We start from the raw sequence: 13,042 nt of genomic DNA, 5'->3' as shown, positions 1-13,042 counted from the left end.
GTTATAACCCCTCACACATAATCTACTCTGTACTATAGCAAAAAGACAGAGTTTTCCACAAGCATAGACATCTCATGGAAGAGAAACTGAAAATAGAGGTAAACTTTTCCACAGGCACACGTCACCTCTGTTATAATTGTGGATAAAATAGACCGAGCAGTGGAAAACTACAATTGATACTTGCAAAAAAACCAAAAAAACGCTAAACTATCACCCAGTATGCCAAAGCGAACATTTCAACCACACAAACGTCATCGTGCCCGTACGCACGGTTTTCGAGCACGCGTTTCTACAAAGGCTGGTCGCGCTGTTTTGAAGCGACGCCGCCTAAAAGGTCGTGCACGGATTGCACTGTAAATAATACTTAGTGCGCTCGATGATCTGATACCACTCCTGATGTATATCGGAGTGGTATTTGGTATACTAAGAGAATGTTAACGCATCGTCACAGATTTCACGGTCACGGCAGTTTACGGTATTTATATCAAAATGGTGATGCTGTGAGGTCTCGTGTAATGACAGTAAAATATATCACCAATCCACGCCGGAAACACAGTCGATTTGCTGTGGTGATCAGTAAAAAAGTCCTCAAATCAGCCGTTCGCCGTAATAGGGTGCGTCGACGGGTGTACGAGGTGATTCGAGCTGAGCTGCCAATGCTTAAAGATAATCATGATATAGCGCTGATTATTGTTACGGCTGATTTTTTACACATGGAATACAAGAGTATTCAAAACGAAGTTAAACGACTATTCTCCCAGGCTAATCTGTATAAATGACATATTTTTTGATATAATGTGAGGCATGAGTTTTTTTGATGTTCTGATTGTACAGCCAATTTTTAATATTTTAATGGCCATTTACGGCTTAATTCCAGACTTTGGTGTCAGTATTATCCTCTTTACTATCATCATCCGTCTTCTGCTGTGGCCAATGGTTAAAAAACAGCTACATCAGACAAAAGCGATGCGCAAAATGCAGCCGCAACTGGCGAAAATTAACGCCAAATACAAGAATGATCGCCAGGCACGAGCGCTTGCGATGATGGAATTATATAAAGAGCACAACATTAGCATGTTTGGTTCAATTGGCGTGCTTTTGATTCAGCTGCCAGTATTGATCGGTATTTACCGAGTGGTGCAAATCTTTGTGTCTAGCCGGGTTCATACCGGCGACCTTGCTAAATACGCATATGATTTTATCGAACAATTACCAGTAGTATCCAATTTAGTAGCTCACCCAGATCAACTCAATCAGAACTTTTTGGGGATGGTTGACCTCACACAGCACGCAGTTAGTAACAGTAGTGTTACCTGGAGTTTACTAATTTTGGCTGTGTTGGCGGCGGTGATGCAGTTTTTGACCACTAAACAAATTTCTCCAGCGAGCGACAGTAAGAAGCGATTGCGCGATATCATGCAAGAAGCTGCTGAAGGCAAAGAGGCAGATCAGTCAGAGATCAATGCTATCGTGATGCGCAAGATGATGAAATTTATGCCAATCTTTATGTTTTTCGTGATCATCAACCTACCGGGTGCCCTAGCACTGTATCTAACCGTCTCAAACGTTGCGGCATATGCGCAAAATGCCATCATCTTAAAGGGAGATAGTGATGAGATGGAGACTATTTCTAAAACACCAAGCAAGTCAAAGAAAAACTCCAAAAAATCTCAAGCAAGTAGGCGTGCAGCGACAGCAACTGAGGCAAAAATCACCCGGATCAAGGCCAAGGAATAAGGAGGAATAATCATGGATCAGCAGCAAACAATCGATTACATCAAGAAATATGTTGAGGATTTGATGGCCTTTTTCGACCTAAATATAACGGCTGAAGTGTCCATCGAAGACGATATTTTGATCGTAAAGATTCCATCAACGCAATACAATAGCCTACTGATTGGTCGCGGCGCTGAGACGTTGCGCAGTATCCAACACTTACTCTCAGCACTGCTTCGCAACAGCAATGCCGCAGTGGAACGAGTTAACCTAGATATCGCTGACTACAAGCAGCAGCACGCTGAAAAACTTGCTGAAAAAGCTCGCGCTTGGTTTCAGGAAGTCCGAGACACTGGCGAGCCTAAGAGGTTGGATCTTAACGCGGCTGACCGCTGGACGGTACACCACACCGCACATGATTTCAATGACATAGAAACTCACTCAGAGGGCGAAGGTCGCGATCGACGACTTGTGATTAGCCTAAAAGATTAAAAAGCGGTATAATCGGACTTGGTATATGCAGGAGTTGTTTAATAAACGAAACAGAGTAATTTTACTCGAATTAGTAAAAACTGATTTTAAATTGCGCTATCAAGGTTCATTTTTAGGAATCTTATGGTCAGTACTGAAGCCACTGTTGCTGTTTTTGGTGATGTATTTGGTGTTTGTGAAATTTTTGAAGTTTACCGACGGCACAAAAACCTATCCAATTGTCTTACTCTTAGGTATTGCTCTTTGGGGATTTTTTACCGAAGCTACCTCAGTTGGTATGAACGCCATCGTTAGTAGGGGTGACTTACTGCGTAAAATTAACTTTCCGAAATACATTATCATCATCTCGTCAATGTCCAGCGCGCTCATCAGTCTGTCGATCAACTTGATTGTGGTGCTAATCTTTGGACTTATCTCTGGAGTAGACTTTACTTGGAGGGCTCTTTTGGCGCCATTGAGCATCATTCAGTTGTTTATCTTGGCACTTGGTGTATCGCTAATATTATCAACACTATACGTAAAATTCCGTGATATTAGCCATATCTGGGATGTGATTTTACAGATATGTTTTTACAGTATCCCAATCATTTATCCACTTAGCCTGGTGTCTAATTTTCACCCAGAAGTCGCAAAAGTTATGATGCTCAATCCTATTGCACAAAGTATTCAAGATGTCCGATATAGCCTTATCGCTCCACAGACGACGCCGACCACTTGGAGTACAATAAATAACATCTGGATTAGTCTAATACCTGTTGTACTAACGGTGGTTGTTGTCATTATTGGTATTATTTATTTCAGAAAAAGCAGCAAAACCTTTGCGGAGAATATGTGATGAGTAAATATGCGCTAGAAGTAAAGAATCTATACAAGAGCTTTAATTTACCAACCGAGCAGGCAAACGGTATCAAGCAGGCATTTTTGAACTGGACTAAGGGTGTCAAGGGCTATAAAAAACAAGAAGTTCTAAAAGATATCTCGTTTACGGTGGAAAAAGGTGACTTTTTCGGCATCGTTGGACGAAACGGTTGTGGAAAATCTACACTGTTAAAACTGATTTCTGATATTTATTCGCCCGACTCTGGAGAGGTGATTGTTAATGGTAAATTGATTCCGTTCATTGAACTTGGTGTTGGTTTTAACCCAGAATTGACTGGTCGGGAAAACGTCTATTTGAACGGAGCATTGCTAGGCTTTTCGCACGATGAAGTTGAAAATATGTACGACGAGATCGTTGATTTTGCCGAACTAGAACAGTTCATGGATCAAAAACTGAAGAACTATTCCAGTGGTATGCAGGTGCGTTTGGCATTTTCAATTGCCATCCGTGCTAATACCGATATCCTCGTCTTGGACGAGGTATTAGCCGTCGGTGACGAAGCCTTTCAGCGTAAATGTTTTGAATATTTCAAGCAGATCAAAAAACAGAAAAAGACTGTTATCTTGGTCACTCACGACATGGCGTCAGTACGACGGTTTTGCAATAAAGCTATCATGCTGGAATCTGGTAAAATCGTTGCCTCGGGTGATCCAAATGAAGTTGCTAACTTGTATTCTATTGAAAATATAGAGTCAACAGCAAAAACTGATAAGAAATCAAAGAAAAATACTGCGTATATTCAAACAAGGGTAGAAAACAAGGTGTTAACACCGAAAGACACGTTGGAAGTTGAAGTAAAATATTTTGTTCCAGAAGATAGGCAAGTGTCATTTGGTATTTCAATTTTGGACGAAGCTTCAAATCGCATCACTTCTGTGATTGATGACGGATTCTTTATCGATGATAATAATGTGGAAATAACCTCCAGTAAAAAAGGCACGCATATTTATAAGTATACTCTGCCATTGGATCTGTTTAACAACCGTGACTTTGAAATTACGGCTACCTTGTTTGCTCATGATAAGAAAAAGGATTCGTATGAGCCAATTGCTTACACGACAGAGGAGGATATTAGTCAGTTTTATGTGAGAGAAAATAAGCCGAGGGGTGGTTTACTGAAGACACGTGGTTCATGGATGAGTGTGAAAAGTAAGAAGGAGAAAAAGTCATGAGTAAACTGTACAAATTCTACACCTACACTAGGCAAAATGGGCTAGGCCAAGCTGTCAGGAAAACTCAAATATATCTGTCGAAGAAGACTGCGCCAGCCATCAAGCAGCCAATTGAAGTTATGGCCTCAATTGAAGACATCATGAACGCGGACTACATCAATCACCCGTACAAAACACCAAAGAAAAAGTCAAAAAAGAAGTCTTTGAAAATTGGTTGGGTATTGTCTCCTATTTCAAAAGGAAGTGGTGGACAAAACACCATCACTCGTTTTGCTCGATTCTTGCAAGAACAGGGTCACGACGTAACTTTTTACATCTATGAAGGAATTCACCCACAGTCACCAGCTGAAGCTAAGGCGATTTTATCAGAGAGTTTCAATTTTGATGTCGACGTAAAAAAAGTGTCACAATACACTGAATCTGACGCATTGATTGCTACTGGATGGGAAACGGCCTACCCGGTATTTAACATCAACACTAAGGCACACAAGTTTTACTTTGTGCAGGATTTTGAACCGTACTTTTATGGGCTAGGGTCAAAGGCGGTGTTGGCTGAAAACACGTACAAAATGAATTTTTACGGCATTACGGCTGGTCGTTGGCTGACAAAGAAAGTCAGCGAATACGGCATGAAGGCGGATTATTTTGACTTTGGTGCTGACATGAACATCTACCGCCTGGCAGATAAAGCCGACAAGCAAAAGAAAATTTGTTTCTATGCCCGCCCAGTGACTGAGCGCCGCGCTTTTGAGTTGGGTGTGATTGCACTAGATAAATTCCACAAAAAACATCCAGAATACACCATTGAGTTCTTTGGTTGGGATGTGTCGAATTATCAAATACCATTTCCATATGTCAACCGCGGTATCTTGTCTCACCAAGACGTGGCTGATCTGTACAAAGAGTCTGAAGCGTGCTTAGTGTTGTCACTTACTAACGTGTCGCTACTGCCGCTCGAGTTACTGGCGGCTGGTTGTATCCCAGTGATGAACGAAGGCGAAAACAACAGCTTGGTTTTGGGTGAAAATAAATACATCCACTACGCCGCGGCTTCACCGATTGAACTGGCTAATGAGTTGTGTAAGGTTGTTGAGATCAAAAATATCAATACCTATGCCAAAAAGGCTTCAGAAAGCGTCAAAGATTTGTCATGGGACGAATCATACAAGAAGGTTGAGCGCATTCTGATTCGTGAGGTGATAGGTGGCTAACAACACGGACAAAATCGACATCACTGTTTTTATCCCAACGTATTTTGGTGAGGACTATTTGGATGATCTGCTAAAAATGGTGTTCAAACAAAAAATTGACAAAACCTATGAAGTTTTGATTTACGACACAAGCTCCACAGATAAGACGCCAAAAATCATCAAAAAATATGCTAAAAAACACCCAAACTTACGGTATAAAACCATCACAAAAGAGGAATATGGTCACGGTAAGACGCGGGCAGCCGCCGCTCATGATGCAAAAGGCGACATCGTGGTTTACCTGTCACAAGATGCTACGCCCGCTCATAAATATTGGCTATATGAGATGACGAAACCGTTTGAATTGTCAGACCGTATCATTGGTGTTATGGGAAAACAAGACCCGCGGCCAACCACCTTTCCCTTGTTGAAGCGCGAAATCATGGGTGTGTTCAATGGTTTTGGTCCTGATTTTGGAACAACATTGTTCTACAAAGATTCTTTTATCAAAAAACAGGAAACCTATGATAAAGTAGCGTTTTATTCTGATGTTAACTCGGCTGCTCGTCGCAGTTATCTGACTGGTGAATTGCCATATCAAGATGTTCCGTATGCTGAAGATCAATTGTTTGGCCGCGATGTTATCAACGCGGGCTACATGAAAGCCTATGCCTCCAGGGGTAATGTGTTGCATTCTAATGAATTTAAGCTGCGTGAATACAAAATGCGAATGTTTGACGAGACGATGGGGCTTCGTCGTGTGGGTATTGATGTGCCACTACCGACTATTTCTCAGATAACCAAAATGGTCATCATCGGGTGGATTCGCGACACGTTATTTACGCTGCGTGATAAACAATATTCACGGAAAAGAAAGCTATTCTACTTGGTGTTGAATATTTTTTATAATATAGAAAAATGGCGCGGCGTACGTCGGGCAGTGTTGACGAAATTGGACGACCACACGGCGATTGATAGATATTCGTTAGAACACGTTGAAGCAAAATCAAAAAGCTAGTGGTTAATTTGAAAAAATTGGTTTTTTACTGTATCATTATCCTAGGGTAATGACTATGAAACAGAAAAAACTTTCTAAACTATCACGCAAGAAAATTATCAGTATATCACTACTGGCGGCAATTGTTGTTGCTGGCTCGTATGTGGCGGCAGCTTACTATAATAAATGGTTGCCATTTTCAGATCAGGACAAGGCTTTTACGGTTGACGATCAGGGTCGTGGAGTAAATCCAAACAAAACCAAAACTGAGAAAAAAGACACTAAAAATGTCGAGGACAATCCAGATAATAAATCAGCTCGACCAAACACTGATGTGACACCGCAGCCAAAGACCGACCCTCAAACAAAAAAACAATCAGTCTATGTGCTGATGACTAGTGTTGAGCAGTCAGTTGATAAGCATACTATCACCGCTAGCGGATTTGTAACGAACGCTGTCGAACAGGATGGTACATGTACCTATGTATTTACACTGGGCAATCGAGTCGTCAAAAAGACGGCCGGAGTAATTCCTGGTCCAAGCTCAACCTCATGTCAAACGATGCGGGTGAGTAGAGATGAATTAGGAGCTGCTGGTAAGTGGACAGTGTCAATCGAGTATAATTCAGGCAGGTCTCACGGTGTAGCTGACGGCATGACGGTGGTGGTTGAGTAAATGAAGAAGATAGTAGGATTGTTACTAAGCTTAACCTTTGCGGTCATTCTCTCTCAAGGGGCTGGGGCTTCAGGCTTTAATCCTGGTAGGATTATTGATGATGAAATCTTTTATGATTCACGAGCTATGGGTTCTGCGGCGGCAGTGCAGCGGTTTATTGAACAGCACACACCGGCGTGTGACACCTGGGGTACTGGACCTTCTGGCCACGGCAATACCAAAGCCCAGTACGCAGCACAGCGTGGCTGGCATGGTCCACCATACGTTTGTTTACAAAATTATCACGAAAATCCAAACAACGGCGAGACTTCCTTTGATCGTGGTGGCGGTGCCTTTCCTGGTGGTATCAATGCTGGTCAAATCATCTGGGATGCTGCGCAACGATATCAAATTAACCCACAAGTATTGTTGGTAACATTAAGAAAAGAATCGGCTGGTCCGTTGTTTGCCGACTCTTGGCCGTTGCGGTCACAGTACAAATATGCCATGGGTTATGGCTGTCCTGACAGTGGTCCAGGTTATTCTGCAAACTGTGATAATGAAAAAGCCGGCTTTTATAAGCAAGTAAATAAAGCTGCTTGGCAATTACGAAAATATCGCAACGAAATTCAAAACTATAATTATCAGCCGGGTCGAGTCAATAGAATTTTGTATAACCCAAATCCTGCTTGTGGCTACCGAGATGTATATATTGAAAATTACGCAACTGCCAGCCTGTATATCTATACACCATATGTACCAAATGATGCAGCACTGGCGGCTTATCCTGGCACGGCACACTGTGGAGCATACGGCAACCGCAACTTCTTCTATATGTTTAGGGAGTGGTTTGGTAGCACCCACGTCAACAGTACCTTGCTGAGGTCTCATGATAACGCAACAGTCTACCTGGTGTCGGATAATGTTAAATATCCGGTACCGAACTATGACATTTTGGCGGCATTATCTCCTCTGGGTGGTGTTGGTTTTGTGTCTCAAGCGTATCTAGATAAAATTCCGACAGGCCAGGTAGCGAATCGATTGATGCGATCACCTGACGGCACGGTGTATTTCTATGATTCTGGCATCAGACTGGCATTTACAACCTGTGCCATGGTGGCACAATACGGTATGGATTGCGGCAATAGTATGTTACTGACTGAGGCACAAGTGAATAAATTCTATCACGGTCCGCGCATGGGACACGGCTATAAGACAACTAGTGGTAAGCGATTCTATATCCAAAATGGTACGCGCCGTGAGGTCTTGGATGACAAATCATTAGCTTTGCAACAATACGACCAGGGATATAATGTTCTGGGCGAATCAGCCATTCAATATCTGCCATACGGCACACCAATCGTCAGAGAGGCAGCGGTCGTGAGAAACAGAGACACTGGTCACCAAAAGCTGATTAGCAACGGAACATTACACAACATTAGACACTCTGAATATGTCGATCAAACCTTGCAATCGCTTGGCGGCGGTGTATTGCAACAAGAAAGCATCAACAAACTACCGCAAACTAATCAAACAGTCGATGATTATGTTAAAAATCCAGCCGGGGAGACATTCCTCATTACCAATCAGGGTAAAAAGAAAGTCACTAAGCCACAAGATATACCAGTCAGTCCGTTGGCGCTATCAGAAGAAACGGTCCGCTCGTTGCCTGGATCTGGGGCGCTGGACGATGTTGTGACCCTGAAATCGTCAGATAATGGCACGGTATATGTCATGGAATCACGCCAGAAACGACCGATAGTTGCTATGGAGGATGTATTTGCCATCACTAAGACTGAGCGACCAACTATCGCTTGGCTATCTGGTGAGACTATTCGAAAGATTCCTTCAGGCAACGTGGTCTTTGCACCCGGTAAAATGGTAAAAGCACCCTCTAATGGTACGGTATATGTTTCTGATGGATACGACACACTCATCCCGCTGTCACACTTTGATCAAGCTGCTGATTTGGGTGTCAATGGCGCCATCCGCCAAGTTGATGACAGGGTGGTTGAAAAATACAAAGTCAGCAACCGAGTCTTGTCTCCATATGTTAGTTGCGAGGGCCGCAGTTACTTAGGAATGGGCGGTACATTATATGAATTACACCTACCGTCACAAAACCCATATCCACTACAAAGCAAAACATGCGCCATACTGACCAAAGAAGCAAAACTGCCGCAGTTTGTGGGCGATCCAGGTGGTACAATCTATCATCTAAGGAACGGAACTTTGCACCCGATTCGTAGCTGGCAAAAATTTGTTGAGCTGAATAAAGAAAAACTGCCTATCGTTAAGATTTCCTATATCACAGTTAGCCTACTAGCTAAGGGTGAACTCATATAGCAAAACAGCGAACATGAGTGTATAATTAGTGCTATATGAAGACGGTGCGAGAGAAGCTTGATAGTGTCAAGAAAAAGTTAGTGTTGCTGTGTAGTCAGCCGCATAAAATCTACCTTATAGTTGGGTTAATTGGTGCATTAGGCTTTGCGATCATCACCCCTCCATTTCAAGGTCCTGATGAGCCAGAGCATTATATTCGTGTGCAGTATATCGCACACGGATATGTTATACCAGTCAACCCAAAAAGCACTGGTGCTAGTTTGCCAAAATCTATTGGTGAGACGCTGAGACTAACGTTCTATGATGATGAGATTCGCGGTTTTTCAGCTAAAAAATATGATTTTAATCGCACTAAGCAAGCTGTCAAGAGATCATTGAACCCAAGTGAGCGGTATCAACCGCCTATGGTTTCATACAATTTTCTAACCTATTTACCAGCTGTTCCAGGGGTATTTTTGGCTAACGTCTTTAATCTCAGCCCGGTTATCTCTCTCTATATTGCACGAATACTATTAGCTTTAGCGTCAGTGGTAATAGTTTATTTTGCTATTAAACTATTACCAGGTAAAAAATATTTATTTACGTTTGTTGCGTTGTTGCCAATGATGTTATTCCAGCAGTCTATGGTAGGAACTGATGGAGTATCATATGCTTTATTGTTGTTATTCCTTGCATATACGCTACGCCTGTATGTACAATCGACCGACATCCAACGTAATCAATGGATTAAATTAGCCATGCTGTGCGGTGCGATCGTTTGGTCTAAGCCGCTACTATATCTGTTTTTGCCATTGATCATTATTTTGGTAAAAAAGAAGCATTTTTGGCGTTGGTCGATTGCGGCTACAATTATCAGTGTATTGCTGCTTGGAGCTAATATAGTGATGGCGAACAATGCAGGAGAATATGAATACAGAAGTGATTCATTGCCTCAAAATATACAATCAGATAAACAATTACAGAATCTCAAAGAACATCCAAGACGAGGACCTCGTGTTTTGTGGAATTCATATATGACATCATTTGGTGATGATGAAGCTCGAGGTGTAATTGGTACTTTTGGTGCGGCCGATACATTATATCCATTATGGATGGGTTATATATATATCTTTGTGTTAGGAATGACAGCAACGGTATCGTTAGGAAAGGACAAGAGTAAGCTTACTATCCCGAACTCTTGGCGTTGGTTAGCTGTAGGTTTGGCCGCGGTACACTTTGTTGCAGTTAATGTAGCTATCTATCTAACGTATACACCATATAACTTTGACATCATCTACGGGGTCCAGGGTCGCTATTTCTTGCCAACACTTATCATAATTTTCATGGCGATATTTTTGGGTCGAGGAGCTGAGCTAAAACCTCAAGATAAGAAAAATATCATCATGATTTCATCGCTAATCATTTTGTTATTGGTGATAATGGCGCTATTGATAACGTTTCAGCGGTATTTCATGTATACCCCGTAACGTGAGGCGACTGTATGCAAAATATCAAAAAAGATTATCTCTGGAACTCGCTGGGTTCATTACTACAGAGTGCGATCTCTCCGGTATTACTCATTGTCATCACTCGACTAAATGGCATTGACGATTCTGGACTGTTTTCGTTTGCGTTGTCACTTTCAGTGGTGTTTTGGGCGGTTTCTTTATGGGGTGGTCGGACCTATCAAGTGTCTGATGTTAAGCGGGAGTTTTCGAGTGGTGGATACGTCGCCGTACGCTTCATCGCATCACTTATTGTGGCGATTTCCGCAGTAGTATTCTGTGTGCTGAACGGCTATAACGCTACAAAAACAGGCTTAATTATGATTTTAGTGACCTTTAAAATCCTAGAATCAATTGCTGACTCGCTGTATGGTGTTTTACAAATTCATCATAAGTTATATGTCGCTGGTATATCATTAACCATGAAAGCGATGCTTGGTTTTGCGGCGTTCATGGCGGTTGACATTGTCACCAAAAATGTTATATACGGTACATTGGCAATATTGTTGGTTAATGTGCTTATCATATTCCTCTACGATATACTTTGGGTGCGACGCGTTGAAGTTATTAACGTAAGTAAAAAACTATGCAAAGAATATATCGCTCAGGCTGTTGCTATCATGAAACACACGTCAGCGGTGTTTGTTGTGATGTTTTTGACGATGTTTTCACTCAATATCCCACGGTATTTTTTAGATAAATCGCATCCTGACCAGATTGGTTATTTTGGTATTATGGCGATGCCGATTACGCTTCTTGGACTCTTTATCTCGTTTATCATTCAGCCAAATGTGGTGAATCTATCTGAACTATTAGTAAAAAGAAAGTTGAAGGAATTTGCGCAAGTTGTTAGTAAAATGAATCACATAACTTTTGGAATGGGAGTGCTTTCGGTTGTTCTAAGCTATCTGATTGGTGTTTGGGTGCTTAATGTTATTTTTGGCATCAATATTAATAATTTCCAACTCGATTTAACAATTATGGTGATTGGTGCGGCGGCGAACGCTTTTGTGTCGATTTATGTTAACCTACTAATCATCATGCGTCGGTTTAAGGGACAATTTTATACATTATTACTCACAGATATTTTGGCGGTAGTGGTGTCTATGTGTTTGATTGAGCGATTAGCGATGTTGGGTAGTGTGTTGGTTTTTATGATGATTAGCTTGTTGCAAGTGACACTTCTGTTAGTTATCTATAAGCGATCGCTAAAAGATGCTATAATAACTGACAAAGATAAAGGGGAGTTATGAGTAAGAAATACGTAATTTTAGGAGCAGGTGGACAACTAGGTAAGGCGTTGTGTGCCATGTTTCCAGACGCTAAGGCATTATCACGAGAAGAGTTGGATATAGCCGATGAGGAGCAAGTAAAGGCCTTTGACTGGTCAAAATACGACGTTATCATCAATGCAGCAGCTTTGGTTAATGCCGATGGTTCTGAGACAGACGAGCTGCGTGCTAAGACATGGCTAGCTAATGCTTATGGTCCACGTAACCTCGCTAAAATTGCGATTGAACAAAACAAAACCCTTGTCCACTATTCGTCAGATTATGTTTGGGATGGTCGAGAGAAAAACCATCAAGATGATGAAGTAGTTGCACCTCTTTTGGTCTATGGAGAAAGTAAGGCGGCGGGCGATTTGGCGGTTAGTTTAGTGCCAAAACACTACATTATGCGAGTGTCATGGGTTGTTGGTGATGGACATAATATGCCAAAAACCATGAAAAACTTGGCGGATATGCGTATCAATCCAAAAGTCGTCGATGACCAATTTGGTCGGCTAACGTTTGCGTCAGAGATTGCTCGAGCTACCAAGTATTTTTTGGATAATAATGTGGCATATGGACTGTATAATGTATCCAATGATGGTCCAGTAAAGTCATGGCATGAAATTGCTGCCGATGTTTTTGAATATGCTGGACATGACCGTAACCGTGTGCAGCCGATTTCCACCGAGGAATATGCAGCCAGTAAACCAGGCTTTGCGCCACGACCGCTCAACAGTGATATGGATTTGTCGAAGTTGCGTCGAGCGGGTTTCACACCAAGAGACTATACGGACATGTTGAAAGACTACATTAAACAACTGCCGGTTAATGGATAGGAA

The 13,042-nt window shown here is 42.0% G+C and carries 13 protein-coding genes; all 13 read left to right on the top strand.

The genetic code is table 11. From position 1 onward, the window contains the following. Positions 1-219 precede the first annotated feature (219 nt). The 13 genes from rpmH (at position 220) to V4210_RS04270 (ending at position 13,039) form a co-directional block, all read left to right on the top strand. Positions 220-357: a 50S ribosomal protein L34 gene (gene rpmH / locus V4210_RS04330; RefSeq protein WP_138079764.1), complete on the top strand. Its 138-nt coding sequence runs from the start codon at positions 220-222 to the stop codon at positions 355-357. Between the two features lie 74 nt (positions 358-431). Further along, complete coding sequence (gene rnpA / locus V4210_RS04325; protein WP_338520827.1) at positions 432-779, top strand: ribonuclease P protein component; 348 nt, start codon at positions 432-434, stop codon at positions 777-779. 25 nt (positions 780-804) lie between these two features. Beyond that, a complete protein-coding gene (locus V4210_RS04320; protein WP_338520826.1) occupies positions 805-1,737 on the top strand; it encodes a YidC/Oxa1 family membrane protein insertase in 933 nt (310 codons plus the stop codon). A gap of 12 nt (positions 1,738-1,749) precedes the next feature. Continuing rightward, positions 1,750-2,208 (top strand): protein jag, encoded by a 459-nt coding sequence (locus tag V4210_RS04315; protein WP_138079709.1) that lies wholly within the window; start codon positions 1,750-1,752, stop codon positions 2,206-2,208. Positions 2,209-2,233: 25 nt separating this feature from the next. Then, positions 2,234-3,043 carry an ABC transporter permease gene (locus V4210_RS04310; RefSeq protein ID WP_338520824.1) on the top strand — a complete coding sequence of 270 codons (810 nt, stop codon included), beginning with the start codon at positions 2,234-2,236 and terminating at the stop codon, positions 3,041-3,043. Further along, the gene (locus V4210_RS04305; protein WP_338520822.1) at positions 3,043-4,260 is read left to right on the top strand and encodes an ABC transporter ATP-binding protein; all 1,218 of its coding nucleotides are present in this window, start codon (positions 3,043-3,045) and stop codon (positions 4,258-4,260) included. The genes V4210_RS04310 and V4210_RS04305 overlap by 1 nt, the downstream gene beginning before the upstream one ends. Next, positions 4,257-5,471 carry a hypothetical protein gene (locus V4210_RS04300; protein ID WP_338520821.1) on the top strand — a complete coding sequence of 405 codons (1,215 nt, stop codon included), beginning with the start codon at positions 4,257-4,259 and terminating at the stop codon, positions 5,469-5,471. The genes V4210_RS04305 and V4210_RS04300 overlap by 4 nt, the downstream gene beginning before the upstream one ends. Then, positions 5,464-6,468, top strand: coding sequence for a glycosyltransferase family 2 protein (locus V4210_RS04295; protein WP_338520820.1), 1,005 nt, complete (start codon positions 5,464-5,466; stop codon positions 6,466-6,468). The genes V4210_RS04300 and V4210_RS04295 overlap by 8 nt, the downstream gene beginning before the upstream one ends. A gap of 55 nt (positions 6,469-6,523) precedes the next feature. Next, complete coding sequence (locus tag V4210_RS04290; RefSeq protein ID WP_338520818.1) at positions 6,524-7,123, top strand: hypothetical protein; 600 nt, start codon at positions 6,524-6,526, stop codon at positions 7,121-7,123. After that, on the top strand, positions 7,124-9,448 hold the full coding sequence (locus V4210_RS04285) for a hypothetical protein (RefSeq protein ID WP_338520817.1): 2,325 nt from the start codon (positions 7,124-7,126) through the stop codon (positions 9,446-9,448). It abuts the gene before it with no gap. 35 nt (positions 9,449-9,483) lie between these two features. Continuing rightward, positions 9,484-10,914: a DUF2142 domain-containing protein gene (locus tag V4210_RS04280; protein ID WP_338520815.1), complete on the top strand. Its 1,431-nt coding sequence runs from the start codon at positions 9,484-9,486 to the stop codon at positions 10,912-10,914. Positions 10,915-10,928: 14 nt separating this feature from the next. After that, positions 10,929-12,185, top strand: a complete 1,257-nt coding sequence (locus tag V4210_RS04275; protein ID WP_338520814.1) for a lipopolysaccharide biosynthesis protein — start codon at positions 10,929-10,931, stop codon at positions 12,183-12,185. Continuing rightward, complete coding sequence (locus V4210_RS04270; protein ID WP_338520813.1) at positions 12,182-13,039, top strand: SDR family oxidoreductase; 858 nt, start codon at positions 12,182-12,184, stop codon at positions 13,037-13,039. Before V4210_RS04275 ends, V4210_RS04270 begins: the two co-directional genes overlap by 4 nt. Positions 13,040-13,042 lie beyond the last annotated feature (3 nt).

Origin of the sequence: Candidatus Nanosynbacter featherlites (assembly GCF_037013405.1) — a bacterium.
GTDB lineage: Bacteria > Patescibacteriota > Saccharimonadia > Saccharimonadales > Saccharimonadaceae > Nanosynbacter > Nanosynbacter featherlites_B.
Note: the sequence above shows the minus strand (reverse complement) of the source record. Positions and strands in the feature narration are given on the sequence as shown.